Here is a 25762-nt window from a genome sequence, read left to right as displayed (position 1 = left end):
CCGCATCGCCCCGCCCCCGGCCCGGTACGTGGCCTGGATGGCCGGCGCCATCGCCGCCTCCGTGCTGATGGTGGTGCTGGTGCCGCTCGTGAAGGGCCGCTCGCACGGCCAGAGCGAATGGACCGGCGTGAAGGGCCCCGGCCGCATCTCCCTGGAGCTGGCCGTGGTCGCGCGCGGCACCGACGGCGGCCTGCGCCGGCTGGACCCCGGCGCGGACGTCGCCAGCGACGAGGTGCTGCTCTTGCGCTACCACGCCACGGAGTCCGGCACCGCGCTGCTCTACCAGCAGCGGGATCAGCAGGCGCCGGAGCTGCTGGGCCACTTCACCCTGGAGGCCGGGACGCACGACCTGGAGGGCCCGGACGGCCTCACGGGGGTGAGCCTGGAGTCGGATGAAGGCCGGCTGTCGCTGGCGCTCATCGCCTTCGCCCCGGGTGAGCGGGCGTCGGAGCAGGACGCACTCGCCGCCCTCGAGGCGGACGGCAGCCTGGATGCACGCCCGGGCACCGTGGTGAGGTTCGACGTGCGGGTCCAATCCGGTCAGACTCTGGCCCCGTGAGGCGCCTTCTTCCCCTGCTGCTCGTCCTCCTCTGTGCCTGCGCGGGCCCATCCGCCACGGCCGGAGACAAGGGCGGGCTCGTGCCGCTGCGGCTCGACGCGGCGGATCTGTCACGGGCGTACACGCCCCGGCGGCTCGCGCTGCTCGTGGGCGTGTCCTCGTTCGATGATCCGCAGTGGCGCTCCCTGCGCTTCTCCTCCAAGGACGCCACCGACCTGGCGGCGGCGCTGAAGGACCCCGCGAGGGGCCACTTCGACCAGGTGCGCGTCCTCACGCGCCCGGAGGAGACGACCCGCGACGCCATCCTCGCGGCGCTGCGGCAGCTGCGGCGCGAGGCCACCCGGCCCGACGACGTGGTGATGGTGTACCTGTCCGCGCACGGCACGCTCGCGCGCGACGGCCGCGGGGAGCTCACGCGCTACCTCGTCACGCGCGACGCGTCCTACCGCGCCATCCCCCAGACGGCGCTCTCCATGGACGCGCTGAAGGCGGAGTTCGAACAGCTGCCCAGCCGCCGGCGCCTGCTGGTGCTGGCCACCTGCCACAGCGGCAGCGGCAAGTCGCTGTTGCCCCGCGAGCTGGAGGTGGAGCTGGCCGGCATCAAGTCCGGCTTCTACGCGCGGCCCCTGGAGGAGTCCTCCCGGGCCTCCATGGTGTTCGCCGCCAGCGACTGGGGCGAGACGGCGCGCGAGGACGAGAGCCTGCGCAACGACATCTACACGTACTTCCTCATCGAGGGCCTGGGCGGCGCGGCGGACCGCAACGCGGACGGCGCCGTCACCGCCACGGAGGCCCACGACTATTCGCGCCGCCGCACCTTCGCCTTCACGGAGGGCCGCCAGCGGCCGTCCGCCGAAATCGTGGAGGTGGGCGCGGATCCGGTCATCCTCGCCGGCCGCATCGACCGCTCGGGCCAGCCGGAGCTCTTCTCCTACAACCCACGCCTGGACGGCTTCCTGCTCAAGGTGGACGGCGAGCCGCGCCTGGAGCTGCCCGGAGGCGCCGCGGTGGGCCCGGGCAAGCGCACGGTGGAGCTCACCAAGGGTGACGCCGTCCTCGTGCGGCGCGAGGTGGACGTGGCCCGGGGCGAGCGCCTGCCGCTGGAGCGCCTGCTGTCGGACGCCATCCCGCGCCGCGCGCTGTCGCTGGTGGGCGGGATGATGTCCTTCGCGGACGGCCGCAGCCGGCGCGAACTGTTGCCCTCGGCGCCCCAGGTGGGCGTCGTGCTGCGGCTGGAGGACGTGCCGCTGCAGGACCTGGGGCTGATGCTGGACCTGGGGCTGGGGCACGGGCGCCAGAAGCTGGAGGTGGCGCCCGGCAGCCACGTGCCCTTCGGCTACACCACGCTCACCCTGGGAGCGGCGGCGCCGTACCTGTGGCGCTGGGAGCGTTTGACGCTGTTCGCGGGCCCGCGTGTGGCCGCGCTGTACCTGGGAAGGTCTTTCGACGTGGAGGCCTTCACTGGTGGCCAGCGCTACTTCACCGTCAGCCCCGGTGTCGTCGGCGGACTGGCATGGCGCCTGGGAGAGCGGTTGGAGCTCACCGCCCAGGGCCATGGGATGCTGACGTACGTGGTGGTGGACGGACAGGGACAGGCCGTGGGCTTCATCGGCGGAAACGCCGGCGTGGGGTACCGCTTCTGATGCGCCGCCAAAGCCTGCTGCTGTCGCTGTCGTCGCTCGGCCTCCTGGGGCTGGGGGCGTGCGGAAGCCTGGACAATGACCCCTTCCGCGCGGGCACCGTGCGCGGCCGGCTCACGGACTTCGACCCCGCCGTCGCGCTGGTGTCCGTGGTGGGCCTGCCCGGCACGCGCAGCGGCGTGGACGCGCAGGGCCGCTTCCTGCTCACGGACGTGCCCGCGGGCCCGGTGGAGCTCTTCATCCTGGCCACCGCGGACACGGCCGCGCGCGTGCCGCTCACCGTGCAGGGCGGCCAGTCCGTGGACGTCCCGGACGTGAAGCCGCGCACCGCCGGCACCTTCCTGGTGAAGCTCCACACCCGCAGCAGCCGGAAGGTGCTGGACGCGAAGGCCGTCGTGGAGGGCACGCCCGTCGAAGCCTCCCAGCTCGATGACAAGGCCCCCTATCGCGTGGGCCCGCTGCCGGAGGGCTGCTACGGCGTGAGCATCTTGGCGCCGGGCTTCCTCTCCACGTCCGTCCAGGACTGCGTGGGCTCGGGCAAGCAGACGGCGCTGAACGTGGAGCTGGTTCCGGAGAATGACTCCTCCGAGGAGCGCTGCGCGTTCGCGGATTGTGAAGACGGCCGCCATTCCTCGCGGGATGAGCACGTCATGGAAGCCGCTGGCGACAGCCTTTGAAATACGCCTCCGGCGCGCGCCAGCTTCCGCTGTGAATCAAGCTTTCCGTAAAGCCAATCATATCCAGACAGTCCGTCGCCTCACACTTCGCCGCCCGTCTGTCGTTGTGGCCACTGAGTGAAAAGGCGGGTCTTCCTGACAACGAGGCACTCCGCTCCCCGGGCGGCCCCCCAACGCCTCGTTTCACAGGAGGATGACCATGCGTAACCCGACCGCTCGTACTTCCGCGGCATGGATGGTGTTGTGCTCGGCGCTGCTGGCCTTCGGCTGCGGCGGCCCCACGACGACGGAAGAGGATCCGTCGCTCGCCACCGGCGGCGACAACCTGGGCGCCGGAGAAGCACCCGCCACGGATGGCGGCAGCGCTCCGGATGGCTTCGCCACCCTCTGCCACATCCCGCCGGGCAATCACGCCAACGCGCACACCATCCGGGTGGGGCTGCCCGCGATGGCCGCGCACCTGCGCCACGGCGACACGCTGGGTGCCTGCGACGACGGCGGCGAGACGCCCACGGACGGCGGCACCGGCGAGTCCGACGGCGGCACGGCGACCGACGGCGGCTCCTCGGGCGGCGACGTCGACGCCGGTCCCCAGTGCATCCCCCAGGGCAATGAGTGCTCCACCGACGAGAGCGGCGCGGACAGCTGCTGCAACGGCCTGTCCTGCCAGGAAGGCCAGTGCTGGCCGAACATCGGCTGAGCGTGGCCGCTCCGGACGCGGGCGGGTCTCCTCCCGCGTCTTTTCCTGATTCACACCGAGGCTCTTGAATGAACTCCCTGCGACACCTGACTTCCACCCTGCTGCTGGCCACGGGGCTGCTGTGCCTGGCGGCCTGCGGCGACAACAACGCCCGCGTCACCCTCAAGCTCACCGACGCCCCGGGCGACACGTTCGAGAAGGCCGTGGTGACCATCTCGAAGGTGTACCTGAAGGGCAGCGTGGAGGGTGACAAGGACGGCAAGGGCGACGTGGTGCTCCTGAGCGAGCCCGTCACCACCGACCTGCTCACCCTGGCCAACGACACCGCGGACCTGGTGAAGGACGCGGAGGTGCCGCCCGGCACGTACAAGGAGCTGCGCTTCGTCATCACCGGCGGCTACGTCCAGGTGAAGCAGGACGGCGGAAGCCGCATCTTCGCCACCTCCCGCGACTACGCGGGCCTGCCCGAGGGCGCCCAGGTGGACGGCGACCTGCACATGCCCAGCGCCAGCAGCTCCGGCCTGAAGGTCAAGTTCGACAAGGACGCGGACGTCACCATCACCAGCGATGACGGCCAGAAGGTCATCCTGGTGGACTTCGACGTGGCGCAGAGCTTTGGCAAGGAGGCTGGCGGCTCCGGCAAGTGGGTCATGCGCCCCATCATCAAGGGCGCGGACCTGGAGTTCTCCGGCAACGTGGAGGTGACCCTGGCGCCGGGTGACGTGTCGCTGCCCGCGGGCCTGCCGGCGCTGGCCGGCTTCTCCGCGGTGCTCATCAACGCCGAGGGCAGCCGCGAGACGATGTCCTTCGTCGCCGGCGTGGACGGCCGCTACGTGGCGGACTTCAAGTACCTGCTGCCGGGCACCTACCAGGTGGACCTGGCGGCCCCGGCGGGCGTGTCCTTCACCACGGACATCGCGCGCCCGGCGACCGCGACCATCGGCTCGGGCACGGAAGCCGGCGTGCACTTCGTGCTGACGTCCTTCAGCGTCGAGTAGTCCCTTTTCGGGGTTCAGGCCGCCTTCTCGCCCGACTGCGCCTGGGCGGCCTGGACCTCGAGGGCGATTTCAATCTTCTCGCCCACCAGCACGCCGCCCGCCTCCAGCGCCTGGTTCCACGTCAGGCCGAAGTCGCCGCGGTTGATGGACGTCTTCGCCTCGAACGCGGCCTTGGTGTTGCCCCACGGGTCCTTGGCGATGCCCAGCTGCTCCGCCTCCAGGACGACCTCGCGGCTGATGCCACGGATGGTGAGCTGGCCCGTCACCTTCAGGTGCTTGCCGGAGGGCTCCACCTTCGTGCTCTGGAAGGTGAGCGCCGGGAACTGCGCCACGTCGAAGAAGTCCGGCGAGCGCAGGTGGTTGTCGCGCTGCTCCACGCCGGTGCTGATGCTCGCCGCCTCGATGGAGACGGACACGGAGGAGGCCGCCGGGTTCGCGTCATCCAGGGTGATGGTGCCGCCGAACTTCGTGAAGCTGCCGCGCACCTTCGCCACGACCATGTGGCGGACGGAGAAGTGGATGCCGGTGTGCGTGGTGTCGATGTTCCAGAGGGTCGTGGCCATGGTCGTCTTCCTCGTCGTGAGCGCCGCGTTCGCGGCGGTGTGTTTCAACGAGGCGTAAGGTAGCGGCCCCCCGCGTTCCGGATTAGACGGGACCGGCAGGAAGCACTGTTCCATGGCTGGGACAGTCCTCCTCCTGCACGAGGCAAGGGCCATGGACCTCAACGAACTCCTCGTCTTCGCCCGGGTGGTCCAGGCGGGCAGCTTCACGGCGGCGGCGAAGGCGCTGCGCATGCCCAAGTCCACCGTGAGCCGGAAGGTGTCGGAGCTGGAGGAGCGCGTGGGCGCGCAGCTGCTCCAGCGCACCACGCGCACGCTGCACCTGACGGAGGTGGGCCGCGCGTACTACGAACATTGCGCGCGCATCGTCGCGGAGGCGGAGGCCGCGGAGCTGGCGGTGACGCGACTGCAGGCCGGCCCGCACGGGCTCCTGCGCGTGACGACGCCCCTGTCCGTCCACTTCCTCGCGCCGCTGGTGGCGCGCTTCATGGAGAAGTACCCGGAGGTGCAGGTGGAGCTGCTCTGCACGGACCGGGCGGTGGACCTGATGGAGGAGGGCTTCGACCTGGCGGTGCGCGCCGGGCGGCTGCCGGACTCGTCGCTGATGGCGCGGCGGCTGGGAGACATCGAGTGGCTCGTGGTGGCCTCGCCCGGGTACCTCCAGGCGCGAGGGGCGCCGAAGACGCCGGCGGACCTGGCGAAGCACGACTGCCTCTTCTTCGGAAAGTCGCTGAAGGGAAACGTCTGGACGCTGCACGCGGGCGGGCGCTCCGTCGAAGTGAAGGTGTCCGGGCGGCTGACGGTGAACGAGCCAGACATGCTGCGCGCGGTGACGTGCCTGGGCGCTGGCGTGGCGCTCATCCCGGGTCAGCAATGCATCGAGGACCTGGCGTCCGGGCGGCTCCAGCGCGTGCTGCCGGACTGGAGCTCCACGGGCGCGCCGGTGCACGCCGTCTACCCGCCCACGCGCCACCACGTGCCCAAGGTGATGGCCTTCGTGGAGGTGCTGCGCGAGTTCTGGCCCCGGAACGAGGAGGCCTTCAAGCGAGCGAAGCGCTGAGACAGTGCGGGCGTTTCGTTCCGTGGATGGAACGATGTGTCCCGAGGTTCGCGTCTGGCCAGGGGGCGTTCCGGAGCGCATGTTGTGTCTCGAAAGGAAGCACACACCATGATGAACGTTCGCCCCTCCGAAGCACGCGGTCACGCCAACCACGGCTGGCTGGATTCGCACCACACCTTCTCCTTCGCCAGCTACTTCGACCCGGAGAACATGGGCTTCCGCTCCCTGCGCGTCATCAACGAGGACCGCGTGCAGGCCGGCGAGGGCTTCGACACGCACCCGCACCGGGACATGGAGATCATCACCTACCCGCTCAGCGGCGCCATCGCGCACCGGGACAGCACGGGAGGCCAGGGGCTCCTGCGCGCCGGTGAAGTGCAGCGCATGACGGCCGGCACGGGCGTGATGCACAGCGAGATGAACGGCTCCAACGAGGACGTCCACTTCCTGCAGATCTGGATCATCCCGGAGAAGAAGGGCCTGAAGCCGGAGTATGAGCAGAAGTTCTTCCCGGAGAAGGACCGTCAGGGACGCTGGCGCGTGGTGGCCAGCCCCGACGCTCGCGACGGCAGCCTCACCGTGCACCAGGACGTGCTGCTCAACAGCACGCTGCTGAGCCCGGGCGAGAAGGCGGAGTACACCCTGCCCAAGGGCCGTCACGCCTGGGTGCAGATCGCGCGCGGCACCGGCACGCTCAACGGCGTGGCCCTGAAGGCCGGTGACGGCGTGGCCGTCTCCGACGAGTCGAGCCTCGTGCTCACCGCCTCCGAGCCGCTGGAGGCCCTGCTGTTCGACCTGGCCTGATGCGCCGGCCGCGAAGAAGGCCCCCGGATCCATGAAGGGATCCGGGGGCCTTGTCGTTTCAGGGGTCCCACCGGATGCGGTAGGAGCAGGCGTGGCCGTCGAAGTCGAAGGGCTCCACGCGCAGGTTCCGGGCGCCGGCCTTGGCGAGCCCCGCTTCGATGATGCCGCGCAGGTAGCCGGGGCTCCCGTTGCACTCGCTCACCCGCAGGATGTGGTGCGCGCTGCCCTGGGTCTCCAGCTCCGTGCGCACGTAGTTGTTCACGGTGGCGAAGCTCTCCTGGATGCGGATGACGACGCGCTCCGGTCCGAAGATGGGCCACATCGCCACCAGGGCCTTGCCCAGCAGCGTCTGCTCCACGCCCTGGATGAGCCCCTGGCCCAGGCGCCGGTAGCCCTCCTCCGTGTCGACGTCCGGGTAGAGCTGCCGCGCGGTGATGCGCAGCGCCTCCGCGAAGACGAGCCGGGGCGTGTTGCGGGGAAGCGGCGCGTCCAGGTCCAGCCCCGCTTGTTTCAGCTGGTTCTTCAGCCCTGGCGTGAGCCGAGGGCCAATGGAGCGGAACAAGCCTTCAATCGTGTGACGATAGACAACCTGCTCTGCCATGAATCCGTCCGGGGGTCGGATGTGATTGCGCGCAGCCCTAACGGCAGCTCACAGCAATGTCATCACGAACACACGGACGTCCGCCAGACGCCACGCAACCTCAAGCAAATTCGTCTGTCTTTCCCGGACAGCGCATTTGCGTGGATGTTCTTGTTTTGCCCGGCCTTTCGCCTCAGATGCCCCAGCGGATGCGGTAGGAGCACGCGTGGCCGTCGAAGTCGAAGGGCTCCACGCGGAGGTTGCGCGCGCCGGCCTTGGCGAGCCCCGCTTCGATGAGCCCGCGCAGGTAGCCCGGGTTCCCGTTGCACTCGTTGACGCGGATGATGTGGTGCCCGGGGCCCTGGGTGAGCAGCTCCGACCGCATGTAGTTGTTCACGGTGGAGAAGCTCTCCTGGATGCGCACCACGACGCGCTCGGGGCCGAAGATGGGCCACATGGACACGAGCGACTTGCCGAGCACGGTCTGCTCCATCCCCTGGATGATGCCGAGGCCCAGGCGCCTGAAGCCCTCGCTCACGTCCAGCTGCGGATACAGGTGCTCCGCGGTGACGCGCAGGGCCTCCGCGAAGGTCTTCCGGGGGGTGTGGTGAGGGGACTGTGCGTCCAGGTCCAGGCCCACGTCCTTCAGCTTGGTCCGAAGCTCCGGAGTGAGCCGGTCACCAATGGAGCGGAACACCCCCTCCACCGTGTGGCGATAGACGATCTCTTCTTCCACGAAACACCCCGGCCCAGACCCGGCGGTCCCATTCCGCCGTGTCGCACCGAAGCGTAACCCATCCTCACTGTGAAACCGAAGCCCCCGGGGGCTACGACCTGGGTCTGAGACGTCCCACCGATGTCTCATGGACAGCCGCGCGCTTTCACAATCCATGTATTGCACGACTTCTATGATTCAATGCGCGTGTCTCAGTCCCGGGCCAGGCGCGAGCGGTACAGCCGCGAGAGGAAGTCGTACAGGACGAGCTCGTGGGCCCGCGCGTCGTCCGGCAGCACGCGGTTGACGTGCATGTGCATCAGGCTCGTGGCCAGCGCTTCCACGGGAAGGGTGAGCCGGCCTTCGCGCTCGGCGGCCTGGAACTCGCGGCCCACGGGGACGAGCCGCTGGCTGCGTCGCTGGAGCACCGAGAGCCCTTCCTGCCACGGGCCCTCGGTGGCGGGCGTCGCGTCCAGTAGCGCCTCCAGCTTCGGGCGCTCGGCGCGGAAGCGCGCGCTCAGCTGCGTCTCCAGCACCTTGCCGGACTTGAACTCGGACGCGAAGCCAGCCCGTGCCCGCTCGGCCACCCGGGCCTTCGCGGCCAGCGGCAGCCCCAGGTCCGTGAGCAGCAGGTCCAGCCCCTTCAGCACCAGCCGCCAGCGCAGGTCCGCGCCCGCATCGCCCTCGCACGTGCGCAGCAGCTCCAACGTCGCGTCGCTGTCCACGGAGAAGAACGCCTCCGACAGCACGACGCCCACCGGCCCGCCGTAGCGCTCCACCTCGCGCTCGTAGGTGTCCCACTGCAGCTTCCAGCCCGTGCCGTCGTCCAGCAGGTCCGCGCACGCAGAGCGCAGCACCGGCCACACCTGGGACTCTAGTCGCGCGGGATCGCCGTGGAAGCGTAACCGCAGGTGGAAGTCCGGGTCGCCGTAGCGGATGAAGAACCAGCGGTCCACCGCGCCCGAGTCCAGCACCTGCCGCACGGTGTCGCCCAGCCCGCCCCGCAGCAGCCGGTCCGCCGTCGCCGTGCCCGTGTAGAGCTTGAGGTACAGCCACTCGGAGCCCGGAGGAAACCGCCGCGTCACCTGCGCCGGCGGGGCGGAAGGCGGCGCGGGCGGCGGCTCCACCGCGGACGGCTCGCGCACGAAGGGCACCACCACCTCGTGCACGTAGCGCCCATCACCGCCCTCCACGCACAGCCCTTCCGGCCCGGGGTACAGCTCCTCCAACACCGCGAGCGGACGCTCCTTGATGGTGTGGACCAGCGTCTCCACGGACAGGACGTTGTCCAGGTCGACCGGGAGCTGGTTGTCCCCGTCGCGCAGGCACACCCAGCGCGGCAGCCTCGCCTCCTGGCGGTAGCGCTGCACCGCATCGAACCGCGCGGCGCCTCGCAGCTTCCCCCAGGCCTGGAGCTGCGTGGAGTTCAGGTTCCAGCAGGCCAGCGCCAGCACCGTCCGCCCGTACCGCACGCGCGGCAGGAAGGACGCGGCGTCCAGCGGCCCCCAGAGGAAGCGCATGCCCCGCTCGCCGCCCTCGCTCTGCATCATGCAGAGGAAGCGGTAGAGGCTCAGTCCGTAGCCGACGTAGTTGTGCGCGTTCGTCAGCCGGGGAACCACCTCCCGCCCCAGCCGCTCCGAGCGCAGCACCAGCCGGTTGCCCTCCAGCGACAGGCGCAGGTCCGCGACGTCGATGCGGTCCGCCTCGGGCACGCCGGACTGTCCCAGGAAGACGAGGTCATGGCGCCGCAGCGCGGGCCGACTGATGACGTTGCCCATGCGGCCCTGGGGCAGGTGGACGATCTCCGCGAAGACGGCATCCGGGCGCAGGGCCTCCTCGGCCCGCAGGTGCTCGCGCACCCGCGCCTCCAGCTCCGGGTCTCCATGGCAGAAGCGGCCCATGTACACGGCCCCCGCCACGTGGATGTTCTCGAAGAGGATGCGGAAGTCTCCGCGGTCCACCGCCTCGGCGGAGTCGGCGATGAGGGTGCTCGCAATGCCAAAGGCATCCGGCAGCCGCCGGGGCGTCTCCGCCTCCATGGCGCGCAGGTCCTCGTCCGTCAGCACCAGCTCCAGGGCGTGCGCCTCCGTCACCTCCTGGATCCGGCGCAGCAGGTGCCGCGCCCGGGGGTCCAGGCCGGCCGGGTCCGCGCCGCGAGGCGAGCGGAAGCCCAGGCCCTTCACGAGCGGGCCCGTGCCTCCACCGGGCCGGACGTCGGCCACGAAGCCGATGCCCCGCTCCTCGTCCAGGGCCTCCAGCAGCGGCACCGAGCGTCCCTCGTAGCGCGCCGCGAACCGTTCCCGGAAGCGCGCCAGCGGATCCTGCTCGCTCCGCTCCGGGGTGATGCGGCGCAGGACCTCCGCGGCGCGCAGCAGCTCGGAGGCCACTCGCGGCGGGAGCGAGAGGTCCGCGGCCGGACGCACCGAGTCCACCTGGAACAGGCGCGGGAGTTCCACCGGAACCGGCAGCGCCTCCAGGGTGCGCGCCACGTGCCGGTACGACGCCGGGGACGCGCCCGGCGGGGCGGCATCCAGGTCGGCCAGAAGCGACTGGACGGCGGACAGCCGCTCCCGCACCGGCGCGAGCGCGGGGATGCCCTCGGCGCCCGCCAGGAGGAAGGGCACGGGCTCCGGCCCCGTCAGGTTCGGTGCCCACGTGGGCACCAGGAGCTGCGCCTCCACCAGCTCCACGGTGTACTGGCGCGCGTCCTCCAGCGGAATCTCCGAGTCCTGCGCCACCAGCGCCTGGGCCAGCGCCTCCAGCGTCGCGCCCGCCCGGGCCTGCTCCAGCGTGGCGTCCAGGTAGGGCGTGGGCTCCACGGCCACCAGCCCGTAGCTGCGCTCGCGTCCGCGCTGCCGCATCTCCAGGTAACGCAGCTCCGTGGGCGTGCGGTACAGGCTGGTGTTGGGCACGTAGCGCAGCGCGCGCATCACCTCGGGCTCGCGCCGCACGTGCTCCACCAGCGCGCAGACGTAGTCCATGTCCAGGCGCGTGTGCTTGCGGACGGCGGAGCGCTCCGGCACGCGCAGCCGCGCCCTGTCACGCAGGCTGCCCACGGAGTGCGCCGCGAAGAGGCCGAAGGGCGTCGCGCGCCCGGACATCCGCGACAGGTAGCGCACCAGGCCGCGCTCCACCTTCTGGCCCCACTCCGAATCCGGGGACTCCAGCCAGACGGGGATGCTCTCCTCGAGGCCGGGCGAGGCGAGGAAGAGGGCCTCCCGCACCACCGGCTCCTCCACCCACGCGCGCAGGCGCTCACGCAGCCGCGCGCGCTCTCCGGCGAGTGCGTCCGCGCGCTGGCCCTCCGGCAGCCGCCACGCGCCCAGGTCCCGGCCCCAGTCGACCAGCGTGTCGAAGGGAAGCAGCGGGGTGCGCAGGGCGAAGAAGCCGGAGGCGGCGTGGGTGGCGGACTTCGAGGGCGGGCGCGAGTTGTTCGTGGACATGGGCGGCTGGGGAGTGAGCGTCACCCGAGGGGAGGCCCTGGAGCATCAGGAGCAGCGGACGCACAAAAGGCCGGAAGGATGGCGCGTGCCACCCCTCCGGCCCCGGGCACGACCGCGTGCGATGACATCACGGTGTCATCGCGGCCGAGCAGGACTCAGTTGGCCTGTTCGTGCGTGTAGTCGCAGCAGTTGTTCGACAGCCACACGATGGTACCGCCCACGACCTGGTCGAGCGCGTCCACCTGCGAGTCGTTCAGCTCACGCAGCGTCTCCTTCTTCAGCGACAGCTTCAGCTTCAGCGACTTGGAGTCCTGCTTCTTGGGGTTGGTCATGACGCCTCCGGGTGAGGTGAAACCACGGTGGGCCCTGGAGTGCACCGGTGGCCCTTCCTCCGTGGGAGGCCGACGATAAAGGGGCGCCGCACGGTTTGAAAACAAGCCGTGCGCTCAATCTGCTTCAGCCGGGCTCGCGTTGAGCGAAAGGCTCTCGGAGAGAAGTTCGTAGCACTCCCAGCGCGTGGCGGCATCCGGGGCCTGATCCAGGAAGACGAGCTCCTGGGTGCCGTAGCGATGAGCGAGGGCCTCGAGCTGCTCGCGGCACTGCCGCGGGTCTCCGATGACTGGGGCGATGTCGCCGGGCTTGATGCCGGAAGCCCCCGCCCGCCGCCGCGCCTCCGCCTCCGTCGGCGCGCACAGGCCTGTCACCGCGACGATGGCCTCGGGCCGGGGCTGCTCGGGCCGGGGACAGAACTCGGAGCGGTAGATGTCCAGGACGCTGGGGTCATCCCGGCTGGACAGGTGCGCCAGCGAATGGCCGTAGCAGGTGCCGTGCAGGGCCGCCAGGCGCGCCGTCACGGGCCGCGCCGCGCCCAGGAGCCAGACGGGAGGCGCGCCCGGCGGGTGGAAGCCGCCGAGTGGAGAGTCGCCCCGGAGCAACTCCAGCAATTGCACCACGCGCCGCGGGTACTCCTCGCTGACCTCCGCGAGGGAACGCGTGTCGCAGCGCATGGCCTCCATGACGGACGGCTCGGCGCCTCCCGCGCCCACGCCCAGGTCGATGCGCCCCGGGAAGAACGTCTCCATCAATCGGAACGCCTTCGCCACCCGCATGGGGCTGTGCAGCTTCAGCAGGATGCCCGCGACGCCCACGCGAATGCGCTCCGTGCTGCCGGCGATGAGCGGCGCCAGCATGTCCGGCGCGTGGTGGGCGGCGCTGGGCTCATGGTGCTCGGCCAGCCAGTACCGCGAGAAGCCCAGGGCCTCCGCGTGCTGGGCCAGCTCCACCGATTCGTAGAGGGCGTCACGGGGCGTGGAGCCCGCGCGGAGGGAACAGAAGTCGAGGATGCCCAGCCGCATGCCTCAGGCCTCCGTCTTCGCGAGCGGTCGCGGCCGGAGGGACATGAGGAGGCACTCGTCCCAGTCCGGCTCGTGGCCGGTGGCCCCCGCCAGCAGCGCGAGCGCGATGCCCGCGGCGCCGAACTGGAGGTTGTCGTCGGGCCGATCCGGCTTCTGCTCGAAGCAGTAGCCCCCGGGGCCCTGCCCGGGCTGGCGCAGCGACAGGGTGTGCTCGAACCAGCGCACCGCGGCCTCCTCGAAGATGGGGCGCCCCGTCGCGTGGAAGAGGCGCAGGAACAGCAGGGCCGTGCCGGCCGTGCCGCAGCACAGGTTCGCGCTGCGCCTGGGCACGAAGGGCGGCCGCTCCAGCCCCTCTCGCGCCACGGCTTCCGCCCACGCGAGCGCGCGGTCCTGCCAGCCCGCGTGTCCCCACGCCCGCGCCGCCCACCACAGCACGGCGGTGATGCCGGGTGTGCCCACGCACCAGCTGAAGCGCGCGTCCACGACGGGCGTGTCGCCGTGCAGGTAGTGGGGGAAGCCCGGGTGCTCGCCGGAGCCCACGAGGCTCGCCATCCACGCGAAGCCGCCCTCGAGCAGCGCCCCTACCCGCTCCCGCGCGATGCCGTGCGCATGGAGCGCGCCCAGGAGGGCCAGCCCGCCCGGCATGCCGTGCGCCACGCCCAGCGTGTACACGCCCCGGGGGAACGCCTGGGGGTCGCCATAGAGGCGCACGGAGTTGGGAGGCAGGGGCCAGCGGAGGCCCTGCGCGGTGGGCTCGGCGGTCTCCTCCAGGACGGTCACCATGCGCTCCAGCAGTCCGGGCGTGGACGGGTGGTGCAAGCGCGTGAGCGCGTACAGCCCCATTCCCCCCAGCCCGGCGCGCAGGTCGCAGGGGTGGGGCCACGGGCGCAGCTCCAGTTCCCGGGCAATCGCCTCGTCCACCGGTCCGCACACCTCCTCCACGTCCAGGTCGGGGTGGCGCGCCGACAGATGGGCGGCCACCCAGCCCAACCCGGCCAGGCCTCCGTGGAGACCGACCTTGGTCTGCCCGGCGCGAAGGAAGCCTTCCGCGGAGCGCCGCAGGTGCTCTCCCACGCGGTCGAGATGGTCGGTGTCCAGCGCCCGGCCCGCGGCCTCGAAGAAGAGGGCCAGCCCCGCGTGTCCCTTCGCGAGGTCCGGCGGTCTGCGCACGAGCGGCGCGCCAGCCATGTCCTGGACGATGGCCTCGGCCGCCTCCAGGGCGCGGGCCCGCGTGGGGCCGGAGAGCACGGGCTTCCAGGTGTTGCTCAAGGATGTCGCTCCTCGGTGGAGACCCCGGGCCTGCGCTCGCGGCGGGGCCGCGCGAAAGCCGCGCATTCTTCCCGGCCTCCCGGGCCCGTACAACGGGCCCTCCGTGCACCGCGCGCCCCCGGGGAAGGTGTGCCGGGCGGGGCCGCGGGCTACAGTCCGCGAGGACGGCGCACCTTCAGGACCGCAGGGTGGAGAAGCACGTGACGGGGAGTCTCAGGGCATGGGCATGGGTCACCACGGGTGTGATGCTCCTGGGGCCGGGCGGCGCGCTGGCGACGCCTCCCGGAGAGGCGCAGGAGCCGGCGCGGGTGCTGACGGCGCCCCGGCCGCTCCTGGGCGTCGTGGTGGCCAGCCAGGTGCTGGACGTCGTCTCCGAGGTGGAGGGACGGCTGAGTGAGGTGAAGGCGCGCCTGGGAGACCGGGTGGAGGCGGGCCAGGTGCTGGCCACGCTGGATCCGGAGCCGCTGAAGCTGGAGCTGAGCGCGCGCCAGGCCAACGCCCGGGCCGCGGAGGCCGAGCACGAGCGGGCGTCCCTCCTGCTCACCCAGGCGAAGCAGAAGTTGCAGCGTGAGCAGCGCATCCGCGCGTACTCGGCAGCCGAAGCCCTGGAAGCGGCGGAGAGCACCGTGGCGCTGGCGGAGGCCGACCGCACGTTGGCCCAGGCCCGCCTGTCGGAGGCGCGGACGCGGCTGGCCCAGGCCGAGCGCGACGTGGCCCAGGCGCGCATCCGCGCCCCCTTCACCGGCATCATCACGGAGCAGTACCTCACGCCGGGCATGCGCGTGGGCCGCGCCACGCCGCTCCTGCGGGTGGTGAGCGACGACCTGCGGCTGCGCTTCGCCGTCCCGGAGACGCTCGCCCCCTCCGTGCGCCCTGGCTTGCCCGTGCGGGTGCGCCTGGCCGCGGTGGACGCGGAGCTGGTGGGCACGGTGGAGCGCGTCGCCCCGGAGGTGGATCCGGCCTCGCGGCACCAGAAGGCGGAGGCCGTGCTCACCGTCCCGGACGCGCTGCGCGCCCGGCTCTCCAGCGGCCTGCTGGCGGAGGTGTTCCTCCAACCTCCCGCCGAGACGCGGACGCGCGGCACCCAACGCTGAAGCGCCTCGGGCCCGCGCTCCAGCAACTTGCCGCCGAGACGCGGACGCTTGGCACCCAGCGCTGATGCGCCGGGCCTTCAGCGCTCCAGCCCGCGCTCCAGCAACTTGCCGCCGAGACGCGGACGCGCGGCACCCAACGCTGAAGCGCCCCGGGCCCGCGCTCCAGCAACTTGCCGCCGATGTGCGGACGCGCGGCCCCCAGCGCTGATGCGCCGGGCCTTCAGCGCTCGGGCCCGCGCTCCAGAACCAGTCGGCCCCGCTCGAAGCGCGCCACGTCGCCGGGCTTCCAGTCCACCACCTCGGTGGCTGCCCCGCGCCGCGCCAGGTGCTCGCGCACCCGCGCGTTGCAGACCGCCTCGGAGGGCTCGCCATCACCCCACCCCACATCGGTGATGGGGCGGCCCACGCCCGCGAAGCCGTTGGCGTAGGGCAGGAAGTAGCGCGCGCCGGCGAGCGCGCACAGCTCCGCCACGCCCTCGGGGCCGGCCGTGGAGCTGCGCAGTCGCCCGGCCTGGTGGTCCTCGTGGAGCCCGCGCAGCCGCGCCCAGGGCAGCGCGGCCCAGTAGTGGCTCAGGCCCCCGAAGAACGGAGCGAGGAACTCCCGCTGGCACGCCAGAACCACGTCCACCGGCCCGTGCGCCTCGCGCGAGCGCGCCACCACCTCCGCCATGCGGCCCGCCGGATCATCCCCGGAGTCCACCAGCACCAGGCACGAGAAGTCCCCGGTGTCGAAGCGGTAGCAGTTGCCCCAGCTGCGCAGGCCCTCCGGGAGCGGCGGCCCGTCCGGCGCGGGCTGCTCGCCGTGGAAGGGCAACACGTCCACCCGCACGTCGCCCACGCGCAGGGACTCGCCCCAGGCCAGAGCCTGGACGGCCTGCCCGCATGCGCCCAGCACGAGGGAGAAGTCCTGCGGGGTGAGCAGGTTGACGCGGGGCACGCGGGGCACGAGCACGGGGGTGTCCCGCCGCGGCAGATGGTCCAGCAGCGACGGCACATGCCAGTGGTCCGTGTGGCCGTGGGTGATGGCCACCGCGCCCAAAGCCTCCGGGGCCAGGTTGCCCGGCACCGAGCCCATGTGCGGCAGCCGGCGCTGGAGCGGAATGGGGTCCACCAGCACCGACGTCGTCCGCGAGCACACGAGCAGGCTGGCGTGCTCGCGGCGGTAGAGGCCCGGTCCGGACGGCTCCGGCCAGGGCGCCTCGGGAGGGCCAGCGCGAAAGAGCGCGGCCTCGAAGTCCTCCGCGTCGAAGGGCCAGGCCGCGCGCACCTCGTCCAGGGTGTCCGCGCGCGCGACGGCACGCAGGAAGTCCGCGACGACGGGCACGGCCTCCGGCTCCAGCCGCGTGCTCCAGCGAGACCCGCCCTGCTGGAGCACCCACCCCCAGGGGCCGGGCGCCGGGAACAGCACCCCGTCGTCCACCAGTGGTCCGCCGTCCTCCACGGCCCCGGGCCGCAGCAGGGGCCGCCGCAGCCGCGCGTTGGCGTCCTCCAGCAGGCGCCGCGAGGCGCCGGGCTCGAAGCCCCGCCGCAGCAGCCCGTAGAGGATCTCCGAGAAGGGCAGCTCCCCCACGTCGGACAGCGGAGTGAGGTCCACGACGACGTCCGGAGCGAAGCGCATGCGCTCAGCCCACCGCCTTCCGGGGGCCCTCCTGGGCGGAGACCAGCTCGAAGTACTCGCCCCGGCGCTCCATCAACTCCGCGTGCGTGCCACGCTCCACCAGCTGGCCCCCGTTCATCACCAGGATGAGGTCCGCCTCGCGCACAGTGCTCAGCCGGTGGGCAATCACCACGCGGGTGCAGCGCAGCTCCGCGATGGCGTCCTGCACCGCGCGCTCCGTCTTCGCGTCCAGCGCGTTGGTGGCCTCGTCCAGCAGGAGGATGGCGGGGTTGCCCACCAGGGCGCGCGCCAGCGCCATGCGCTGCCGCTGGCCCCCGGACAGCGACGAGCCCATCTCGCTCAACACCGTCTCGTAGCCCATGGGCATGGCGGCGATGTCGTCGTGCACCTGGGCGCGCTTCGCCGCCGCCTGCACGGTCTCCAGCGGCAGCAGCGGATCCGCGTAGGCGATGTTGCGGCGGATGTCCCCGCGGAACAGCGACGGGTTCTGCAGCACCACGCCCATCTGCCGGCGCACCTCCTTCAGGTCCATCTCCGCCAGCGGCACGCCGTCGAAGCGGATGGAGCCGGACGAGGGCAGGTACAGCCCCAGCAGCAGGTGCGCGAGGCTGGACTTGCCGGCCCCGGACGCGCCGACGATGGCCACGAACTGGCCCGGCTCGATGGTGACGGACACGTCCCGCACCACCGGCGGCGAGTTCGTCCCGTAGCGGAACGACACGTTCTCCACCTGGATGCGGCCCTGGAGCGTGTGGGCGCGGTGGCGCGTCCCGGGCGGCTGCTCGGTGGGGGCCTGCAGCACGTCGTCCACGCGGGCCAGGTAGCTGCGCACCAGCTGGAGCTGGAAGGCCGTCGTCACCAGGTTGGAGATGGGCAGCAGGAAGCCCGCCGCCAGGGCGTTCATCGCCAGCATCTCCCCCATCGACAGCTGGCCTTCCATGACGAGCAGGGCCCCGGTGCCCAGCACCACCAGCGGGGACGCCATGCGCAGCGTGCTGGTGATGGACTCGGTGAGCGCCTCCAGCCGTCCGCGCTCCAGCGACACGTTGAGCACGTCCACGTAGACGCTGGACCAGTGCTGCACGGCCTTGTCCTCCAGACCCAGCGCCTTGAGCGTCTGGATGCCGGAGAACATCTCCACCTGGTAGTTCTGCGCGGACGCGGTGATCTCCAGGTTCTTCGCCATCAGCTCCCGCTGGCGGCGGCTGGCGAAGACGAACACCAGCACCTGGAGCAGCGCCAGGCCGCACACCAGCGCGCCCATCCGGGGACTGCCGGCCAGCAGCAGGCCCAGGTAGAGCACCACCATGCTGCCGTCCAACAGCGTGGAGAGTGCGCCCGACGTCAGCATCTCCCGCACGGTGGCATTGCTGTTCAGGCGGTTCATCAGGTCGCCCGCCGAGCGCAGTTGGAAGAAGGAGAACGGCAGGTGGACCAGGTGGTCCAGGAAGCCGAGCGTCAGCCGAGCGTCCAGGTGCGTGCGCAGCTGCAGCAGCAGGTGCGCGCGGACGAACGAGGACAGGAACTGGAAGCCCACCAGCGCCGCCATGCCCGCGGCCAGCGTGGCCAGCAGCGGCGTGTCCCCGCTGGGCACTACCCGGTCCACCACCGCGCCCGTGAGCGAGGGCAAGGCGAGGGCGAAGAGCTGCAGGAGCAGCGACATCACCGCCACCCGCAGCAGCGCGGGACGCTCCTGCAAGAGCAGGTGCAGGTAGCGATGCGACCCCTGGCGGGGCGCGGACGTCTCGAAGGTCTCCGAGGGCTCGAAGAGCAGCGCCACGCCGGTGAAGGCCTTGCGGAACTGCTCCAGCGGCACGCGGCGCCGGCCGAAGTTCGGGTCCACCACGTCCACGCCCTGGCGAGCCAGCCGCTCGAAGACGACGAAGTGGCGGAACTCCCAGTGCAGCACCGCGCCGGGCGTCAGCAGGTGGAGCTGCTCCATGTCCACGTGCACCGCGCGGCCCACGAGCCCGAAGCGGCGGCCCGTCTCCAGCAGCGTGCGCGCGCTGATGCCCCGGGTGGTCAGCCCCGTGGCGGCGTGCACTTCATCCAGCCCCACGTGCCGGCCCCAGTAGCCCAGCACCATGGCCAGGCACGCCGCGCCGCAGTCCGCCGACGCCAGCTGCGCCACGTAGGGAATGCGCCGGCGGCCCAGCCGCTCGCCCAGGCGGCCCAGCGCGGGGAAGCGCTCGAAGAACGAAGGATCAGCCACGGCGTTTCCCGAGCAGCTCCAGCACCGGCAGCAGGGTCACCCAGCCATTGCGAGCGCGGACCTTCACCCAGGCCTGGCCGGGCATGCCGGTGAAGTAGGCGTAGGTGTCGTCGCCCGTCTGGAAGGTCTCGGAGGGCAGCTTCGCCTCCACCAGCACCAGCGGGCCGTCCGTCACGGTGAGGGCGTCCTTGAGGCCGGGGCCCAGCAGGCGCCGCACCTCGGCTGGACCCACCAGGTCATCGCTGACGGAGGCGACCTCCAGCATCTGATAGGAATAGGGGAAGCCGGTGAGCTCCAGCCGCAGCGGCTGGCCCGGGTGCAGGAGCGGGCGGTACTGGCCGGGCAGGAGCGCCACCGCCCACGTCTCCGCGCCGTCGCGCACCAGCGAGGCCACCACCTCGCCCGGCTGGAGGAACTGCTGCTCACGCACGCGCACCTCGCCGACGCGGCCGTCGCAAGGGGCCTTCAGCACGCGCTCGGACATGCGAGCCTCGCTCAACTCCAGTTGGGCGCGAAGGCCCGCCAGCGCCTGCCGAGTCCCCGGGTTGGCCGGCTCCAGGAGCCACGCGGCGAGCTGTGAGCGGAACTCTTGATCCACCCGCTCCCGATCAGCCACCTCGCCGCCCGCGTACAGCTCCACCAGCGGCTGGCCCGCGTGGACGCGCTCACCGCGTCGCACCAGCACCCGGCTGACGCGGCCACCCTCCGTGGAGGTGACCTCCTCCAGTCCCTTGACGCGCACCAGGACCGGGCCGCGTGCGTAGTCGTTGATTTCAACGAGGGACAGGCCCACGGCGCCCACCACCACCAGCCCCACGAGAACCCACCACGTCGCGTGGATCCACCCGGGCATCAGGCGCAGCAGCCCTCCCCGGGCCTCGGGGCGGGCATGGTGCTCCAGGGCTTCCTGCCGGAAGACGGTGCGAGGTGAATCACTCATGGCTGCTTCATCCGCCGCGGACGATACCGGCACGCTCCGCCGCCACAAAGCAGCGGGCAGTGCGCGTCACGAGGAAGCCTGGGCCAGAAACGGCAAAAGCCCCCGAGTCGCTTGGACTCAGAGGCTTCTGTCGGAGTGCCCAGGGCGGGATTCGAAGCCGGCAAGTCGCGTCACATCAGATGCAACCGGGCTCCGTCCCGCTAATAAAATCAGGCGCTTCCGATGGCCCAACGCGCATTGAGTCGAGTCTTGTCGAAGGCCGTTGTAGCTGCCTCAGCTGGTCGCTGCACCGAACCCTAATTCAAAGCTGGCGAGCTTCATGTCGTTTGCGTCCGTCAGGTTCCGGTTGGGCGTGTAGTAACCGGTGGAGGGCGCCACCCACTCGCCACCAATGGGGTTGGAGAACCGCTGACTCGCCAACGCTTCCTTGCAGATGCCTGCTTCCTACACTGGCGTGAAGGCGCGGTTCAAATTGGGGACAGAGCGCGGCGCCGCATCCGTCAGTCCGGGAGCGCAACCTCCTCGTCGTCCTCGAACTTCCGTTGGCGCTTTGTTCCGTCCGCGAACCAGAAGGTCCAGAGCCCCTCCTTCTTGCCGTCCCTGTACGCGCCCTCGAACCGCTTCGCATCAACCGGGAACGACCGTCCAAAGTCCCCGCTCAGGAACGGCAGATCAAAAGTGTTATCGGGGGCGCGCCAGTAGGTCCAAGGCCCGTCCTTCCTGCCGGCACTGTACGTCCCTTCGGACTCCTTCTTCCCGCCGTTGCCCCAGGAGGTCCACAGCCCTTCCCTCCTGCCCTGCCTGTACAGGCCCTCCTCCCGCTTCTTCCCGTTCTCGTGCCAGGAGACCCAGTTCCCCTCCTGAAGGCCGGCCTCGTACATCCCGAACTGCCCGCCTCCGGACTCATCGCCGAGGTTGAAGGGGCCCTCTCTCTTTCCATCCTTGTAGGTCCCCTCCTCCTGCTTGTTGCCGTTGGAGAACCAAGAGATCCACCGCCCCTCGCGCACACCGTCCGCGTACGTCCCCTCCATCTGCTTCTTCCCTTTGCAGTACCAGTGGGTCCACAGGCCCTCCCGAACGCCGCCCACGCACGTCCCCTCCTCGTGCTCTTCGGTCCGATTCCCGAGGAGCCAGGGCCCGTCCCGAACGCCGTCTCTGTACACGCCACCGAAGTCGATGAATTCTTCCCCACCCCCGTAGTCGCTCGCGTCGAACCAGTAGGTCCAGGGCCCTTCCCGAACGCCGTCCTCGAAAATCCCCTCGGACTCCTTGTGGCCGGAATCAATGTCCCAGCCCCAGTGTCCCATTGGGAACTCAAGCTTGTAGCTCCAGCGTCCTTCTCGAACGCCGGCCCAATACGTTCGCTCGAGCGGGTCGCCGGACTCACGCATGTAGGTCGGTAGCTTCGCTCGACCGCGGTTGGGGGCGTCGTACTCCCGGCTTCCGTGCGGCGCCGCGTCGTCGCTCCAAAGCACTAGGCGAACGCCGTCCTTGAAGATCCCCTTGGACATCAGGACGTAATCCTCGCCCGCCTCCTCGTCGGTCCAGAGACCCGTTCGCACGCCCGCCTCATACGTGCCCCTTGAGACGGTCCCGTCGGGAAATCGCAAGGTCCAGAGTCCGTGGCGAAGACCGCCGTTGTAGGTCCCCGTTTTCTCAGTCCTTCCAAGCGCGGACTGGAAGGTCCAGAGCCCGTCCCGAAGGCCGCCCTTGTACGTCCCCTCTGCGCTCGTTTTGTCCGGAAACGAGTGGTGCCAGAACTCCTCTCTGAGGCCGCTCTCGTAGATTCCCTTTTGCTGCAGTTTTCCCTCCTCGCTCCAGAGGGCCCAGAGGCCCTCACGGGCGCCGTCCGAGTACGTTCCCTTCGACTGCACCTTCCCGTTCTCGTACCAGGAGGTCCAGAGCCCCTCCTTCTTGCCGTCCTTGAACGTTCCCTCGGACTCCAGCGCTCCGTGTGAGGACCAGAAGGTCCAGAGCCCCTCCTTCTTGTCGTCCCGAAAGGTCCCGGTGGAGTGCCTCTTTCCGTTCTCGTACCAGTAGGTCCAGAGCCCCTCTTTCTTGCCGTCCTTGTTCTCCCCATCGTAGCGGGCGAGCGGGACCGCGCCGCCCGACGCCGCCACCGCGCGCACCCGGCGTTGGTTCGGAAGTACGGCGGACGAAAAGTCGAAGTTCAGCCAGTCGGCGAGCGTCTCTTCGCAGGTGACGCACCGGTCGAACCCGGTGTGATGATTAGACAGGCAGCTTGGGCAGTGGAGCATGGGAGGGTTCCGCGGCAGGCGTTGCTGCGAGGCCAACCCGCCCCGCCACTGGCCTCATTCTTGGCCACCGGGACTGTGGCGCAAGCACATGTAGCAGGGGGGCTACGGCGCCGCAGTTTCGCCCCTGGTGCTCCGCTCAGTCTGCCCGGCGCCGGGGACGGCTTGGTCTCCCCCCTCCAGGCGAGCCGATTCAACGAGGGTGTCGAGTCGGGTCTCCAGAGCCCTGGCCAGGGTCACAAGCGTCACGACGCTGATGTTCACTCGCCCGTACTCCACACGCTGAAGGTAGGCAGTGGTGATAATCGCAGCCGCTGCCAACCCCTCCAGGGGCATCCCACGCTTCAGCCGCGTCGCCCGCACATTCGCGGCAATCATTCACCTCAACGACGACAAGCTCTCGAAGGCCTCTGCGACATGAGCTGTAGCCATTCGATCGGCGTCACCAGCGGGCCCAGCGCAGCAGCGTCGGGCGCCAGCGGTGTCGATGGCGGCATCGGCTTTGGAAGGGCTTGGTCCTCAGCGCAATCAGTTACCTCCCCCCGCGCCGGGTGCGACACCCGCGTCTTTGAACCGATCGTACAGCGCGAGGAGAATCTCGGCGTCGAGAGCGGCGTAGCTTAACTGGTCGGCTTCGAGCGGGCGGCGGCTCCAGTTGGAAGTCTGTGAGGACTTGTCGAGGACGATGCCAAGCTCGCGCTCGCAGACCATCGCGAGGCTGTGGCCGCCGAGGGCGTCGGTGCCGCGTGCGCGCCGAGAGGCCGCCAGCGTGTCGAAGACGCCGTCGAGGGCGATTCCGAGGGCTGCGAGCACGCGGCGTTCGAAACGGGCGTTATGGATGACCTTCAGGGGGGTGGGGCCGCTCAGCACGTCGACGATGGGCTGGAGGTCGCCGACAGCCAGTGGGTCGATGAGGAAGGTTCTCGTGCGCGTGGCTATTTGCAAAAGGTAGAGCGTGCCGAAGTCGAGCGCAGTCTCGACGTCGAGGCCGACCACCTCGGCGGCGCGAAGTTCCTCGCTGACAGCGCGCAGTGCTGCCAGCGTGTCCACCCACTGGACGTCGTTCTTCGGCGCTGCGGCAACGCCCGGGAGGCCGCGCAAGGTAAGCTCAAGGGGCAGCGGGCCGGTGACCTCGACGTCGGCAAGGCGCATGCCGGTCGGTCGCGCGGCCACGCGGGAGCCGTTGACCCTCACGTTGGCGAGGAATCGCAGGGTACCCGCTTGATCTAGGAGGCGCTCGGACAGAAGCCGGTCTTCAGCCTCTTCAGGAAGGCATGGTTGGAATTTACTGAGCATTCCGCGCGCCATCTCGCGGGCAGCGCCGGCAGCGACGCGCTCCCAGTTCAAGTCGGCGAGCGAGCGGATCGCGTCGTCCGCAGCCGAGAAAGCGATGTCCTTGCAACGCAGCGAGAGGTTCCCCGCCACCCACTTCTTCCCGGACTTCTGCTCGAGGCCCGCCGCGAGGAGCCGGTTCACCGCACCGCCCGCGAAGGTGTGCCACTGGACGCCGTCGGGGTGGTCTTCGAGCGGTGCCGTGCCTTCCTCGAGGAGGCCGTCGTAGCTGTCACGCACGACAGCCAGCTCGGCGGCGGCGGCCTTGCTGAGCCACGCGCCCTCCTGCTTCTCGTGAAGCAGCACGTCGAGCATTCCCTGGCAGAGCGCGTTCGAGAGCACACCCGGCAGTCCGAGCCAGCTCGGCACGCGGCCGTAGTCGGCGGGGCGCACGTGGAGCACGCCCTTGCCGTAGTCGATCTGCCCGACCTCCCACGCGCGCCCGGAGAGACGGAAACAGAGCGGGCCCGCGCTGGCGTCATGCATCGAGACGAAAAGCGCCTGGATGTAGCCGACGTCTTCCTTGCCGTGCTGCACGCGCATGACCGGCGGCGCGGTGAAGACGGCGTAGAGCTCGAAGAAGTTCTTGCGGCCGTAGAGCTTCTCGCCGCGCTGGCCGAGCGACAGGAGCCCGTCGGCCTCGTAGAGAATCTCGCGCTCGAGCATCGTGTCGACCAGTTCTTGGACGCGCTCGGGGCGCACCGATGAGAACGGGTACGCGGCCTCGACCCACGGCATCAGCGTGTGCCTCGAGATGCCTCCCTCCTGGAGGATGAGCGCCATCACCTGGTGCGCGAGCACGTGCATCGCGTGAGCGGCGGGCGTGACGTCCTCCACCCATCCCGCCTCGGCGAGACGCAGCAGCGCCACCGACTGGAGCAGTGACTCAGAGCTCAGGCAGAAGAACGTGCAGTTGGCGCGCGTGTTCGCGCGGCGGCCGGTGCGGCCGAGGCGCTGGAGGAACGAAGCGACCGAGGCCGGCGCGTCGACCTGGATGACCTGATCGAGGTCGCCGACATCGATGCCCAGCTCCATCGTAGAGGTGCAGACGATGGCCGTGTTCTGCCCCTTGGCGAACTGCTCCTCAGCGAGGGTGCGGTCGGCGCGGCTCACCGAGCTGTGGTGGATGAAGACCTCGACTCCTGTGCCAGCGAGAGCGTGCGCGACCTTCTCGGCCCTGCTGCGGCTCTCGACGAAGACGAGGCTCTTCTTGCCGCGCGCGACCTGCCCGATGGCTTTCGCGGCCTCGCTGATGTCAACGCACAGGTCGAGGCGCAGGTCACGCTGCGCCTTCGCCTTCGGCGGGTCGACGAGGCGGAATGGCCGCTTGCTCGATCCCTGGAGCCACTCGCCGATGACATACGGGTTGCCGACGGTGGCCGAGAGGCCGATGCGCTGGATGTCGCGGCCTGTCATCGCGACGAGGCGTTCGAGCAGGCTCGCAAGGTGCGCGCCGCGATCGTCGGCGGCGAACGCATGCACCTCGTCGATGATGACCGCCGAGAGCCCCGAGAAGAGCGCCTTCGCGTCCGTGCGCTCGGAGATCATCATGACCTCGAGCGATTCGGGGGTGGTCATCAGGATGTGCGCGGGAGTCTCGCGGAACTTCTTCTTCTTCGAGTCCGAGACATCGCCGTGCCACTTGAAGACATCCAAGCCCACCATGCGCGCGTACGACGAGAGCCGCTCCTCCTGGTTGTTGAGGAGCGCGCGGATGGGGCACACGTAGAGCGCGCAGACGGGCTTCAGGTTCTCTGTGAGAATCCGCGAGAGCACTGGGAAGATTGACGCCTCGGTCTTTCCTCCGGCCGTCGGAGCGAGCACCACCGCATTGCAGCCGTCGAGGATTGCGTCGATCGTCAGTTCCTGGACAGGGCGAAGCGAGCGCCAGTCCAGGTCGTGGATGATTGCGTGCTGCAGGTGCGGATGAAGGCGCTCGAGTCCGGCCATG

General features: G+C 70.5%; 21 protein-coding genes. 8 read left to right on the top strand and 13 right to left on the bottom strand.

What is annotated here, in order from left to right; all coding sequences use genetic code 11:
• The 5 genes from D7X96_RS39935 to D7X96_RS08860 form a co-directional block, all read left to right on the top strand.
• The coding region (locus D7X96_RS39935) for a hypothetical protein (RefSeq protein WP_158626565.1) at positions 1-559 on the top strand (559 nt) is incomplete at its 5' end.
• Positions 556-2202 carry a caspase family protein gene (locus tag D7X96_RS08875; protein ID WP_121769481.1) on the top strand — a complete coding sequence of 549 codons (1647 nt, stop codon included), beginning with the start codon at positions 556-558 and terminating at the stop codon, positions 2200-2202. The genes D7X96_RS39935 and D7X96_RS08875, both read left to right, overlap by 4 nt.
• A complete protein-coding gene (locus D7X96_RS08870; RefSeq protein ID WP_120551922.1) occupies positions 2202-2876 on the top strand; it encodes a carboxypeptidase-like regulatory domain-containing protein in 675 nt (224 codons plus the stop codon). Before D7X96_RS08875 ends, D7X96_RS08870 begins: the two co-directional genes overlap by 1 nt.
• Before the next feature lie 199 nt (positions 2877-3075).
• Positions 3076-3576, top strand: a complete 501-nt coding sequence (locus D7X96_RS08865; protein ID WP_121723907.1) for a hypothetical protein — start codon at positions 3076-3078, stop codon at positions 3574-3576.
• A 68-nt stretch (positions 3577-3644) separates the two neighbouring features.
• Positions 3645-4574 carry a DUF4382 domain-containing protein gene (locus D7X96_RS08860; protein WP_121769480.1) on the top strand — a complete coding sequence of 310 codons (930 nt, stop codon included), beginning with the start codon at positions 3645-3647 and terminating at the stop codon, positions 4572-4574.
• Between the two features lie 14 nt (positions 4575-4588).
• On the opposite strand, the gene D7X96_RS08855 is transcribed toward D7X96_RS08860, so the two are convergent.
• Positions 4589-5137: a YceI family protein gene (locus D7X96_RS08855; protein WP_120551920.1), complete on the bottom strand. Its 549-nt coding sequence runs from the start codon at positions 5135-5137 to the stop codon at positions 4589-4591.
• A 151-nt stretch (positions 5138-5288) separates the two neighbouring features.
• Here D7X96_RS08855 and D7X96_RS08850 point away from each other — a divergent pair, with 151 nt between their 5' ends.
• The gene (locus tag D7X96_RS08850; RefSeq protein WP_120551919.1) at positions 5289-6194 is read left to right on the top strand and encodes a LysR family transcriptional regulator; all 906 of its coding nucleotides are present in this window, start codon (positions 5289-5291) and stop codon (positions 6192-6194) included.
• A gap of 108 nt (positions 6195-6302) precedes the next feature.
• A complete protein-coding gene (locus tag D7X96_RS08845) occupies positions 6303-6998 on the top strand; it encodes a pirin family protein (RefSeq protein WP_120551918.1) in 696 nt (231 codons plus the stop codon).
• 58 nt (positions 6999-7056) lie between these two features.
• On the opposite strand, the gene D7X96_RS08840 is transcribed toward D7X96_RS08845, so the two are convergent.
• The 6 genes from D7X96_RS08840 to D7X96_RS08820 form a co-directional block, all read right to left on the bottom strand.
• Positions 7057-7599 carry a DUF2378 family protein gene (locus tag D7X96_RS08840; RefSeq protein ID WP_120551917.1) on the bottom strand — a complete coding sequence of 181 codons (543 nt, stop codon included), beginning with the start codon at positions 7597-7599 and terminating at the stop codon, positions 7057-7059.
• Between the two features lie 172 nt (positions 7600-7771).
• Entirely contained in the window at positions 7772-8314 is a 543-nt protein-coding gene (locus tag D7X96_RS08835; protein WP_120551916.1) for a DUF2378 family protein, read from the bottom strand.
• Positions 8315-8505: 191 nt separating this feature from the next.
• Positions 8506-11760: a lantibiotic dehydratase gene (locus D7X96_RS08830; protein WP_244219502.1), complete on the bottom strand. Its 3255-nt coding sequence runs from the start codon at positions 11758-11760 to the stop codon at positions 8506-8508.
• A gap of 131 nt (positions 11761-11891) precedes the next feature.
• Positions 11892-12068 carry a hypothetical protein gene (locus D7X96_RS39930; protein ID WP_158616304.1) on the bottom strand — a complete coding sequence of 59 codons (177 nt, stop codon included), beginning with the start codon at positions 12066-12068 and terminating at the stop codon, positions 11892-11894.
• Between the two features lie 114 nt (positions 12069-12182).
• On the bottom strand, positions 12183-13091 hold the full coding sequence (locus D7X96_RS08825; RefSeq protein WP_121769479.1) for an MsnO8 family LLM class oxidoreductase: 909 nt from the start codon (positions 13089-13091) through the stop codon (positions 12183-12185).
• Between the two features lie 3 nt (positions 13092-13094).
• The gene (locus tag D7X96_RS08820) at positions 13095-14360 is read right to left on the bottom strand and encodes a lanthionine synthetase C family protein (protein WP_158626564.1); all 1266 of its coding nucleotides are present in this window, start codon (positions 14358-14360) and stop codon (positions 13095-13097) included.
• A gap of 200 nt (positions 14361-14560) precedes the next feature.
• On the opposite strand from D7X96_RS08820, the gene D7X96_RS08815 reads away from it, so the two are divergent.
• Positions 14561-15454: an efflux RND transporter periplasmic adaptor subunit gene (locus D7X96_RS08815; RefSeq protein ID WP_121769483.1), complete on the top strand. Its 894-nt coding sequence runs from the start codon at positions 14561-14563 to the stop codon at positions 15452-15454.
• Between the two features lie 220 nt (positions 15455-15674).
• On the opposite strand, the gene D7X96_RS08810 is transcribed toward D7X96_RS08815, so the two are convergent.
• From D7X96_RS08810 to D7X96_RS08785, 6 genes are all read right to left on the bottom strand, one after another.
• Positions 15675-17072 carry an MBL fold metallo-hydrolase gene (locus D7X96_RS08810; protein ID WP_121769477.1) on the bottom strand — a complete coding sequence of 466 codons (1398 nt, stop codon included), beginning with the start codon at positions 17070-17072 and terminating at the stop codon, positions 15675-15677.
• 4 nt (positions 17073-17076) lie between these two features.
• The gene (locus D7X96_RS08805; RefSeq protein WP_121769476.1) at positions 17077-19284 is read right to left on the bottom strand and encodes a peptidase domain-containing ABC transporter; all 2208 of its coding nucleotides are present in this window, start codon (positions 19282-19284) and stop codon (positions 17077-17079) included.
• The gene (locus D7X96_RS08800) at positions 19277-20224 is read right to left on the bottom strand and encodes an efflux RND transporter periplasmic adaptor subunit (RefSeq protein ID WP_121769475.1); all 948 of its coding nucleotides are present in this window, start codon (positions 20222-20224) and stop codon (positions 19277-19279) included. Before D7X96_RS08800 ends, D7X96_RS08805 begins: the two co-directional genes overlap by 8 nt.
• Positions 20225-20724: 500 nt before the next feature.
• Complete coding sequence (locus D7X96_RS08795) at positions 20725-22482, bottom strand: toxin-antitoxin system YwqK family antitoxin (protein ID WP_121769474.1); 1758 nt, start codon at positions 22480-22482, stop codon at positions 20725-20727.
• 102 nt (positions 22483-22584) lie between these two features.
• The gene (locus tag D7X96_RS41745; protein WP_121769473.1) at positions 22585-22857 is read right to left on the bottom strand and encodes a helix-turn-helix domain-containing protein; all 273 of its coding nucleotides are present in this window, start codon (positions 22855-22857) and stop codon (positions 22585-22587) included.
• A 150-nt stretch (positions 22858-23007) separates the two neighbouring features.
• Complete coding sequence (locus D7X96_RS08785; RefSeq protein ID WP_121769472.1) at positions 23008-25761, bottom strand: DEAD/DEAH box helicase; 2754 nt, start codon at positions 25759-25761, stop codon at positions 23008-23010.
• Position 25762: the final 1 nt, after the last annotated feature.

Source organism: Corallococcus interemptor, from assembly GCF_003668875.1.
In the GTDB taxonomy this organism is placed as follows: Bacteria; Myxococcota; Myxococcia; order Myxococcales; family Myxococcaceae; genus Corallococcus; species Corallococcus interemptor.
This window is presented reverse-complemented; position numbering and strand designations above follow the sequence as displayed.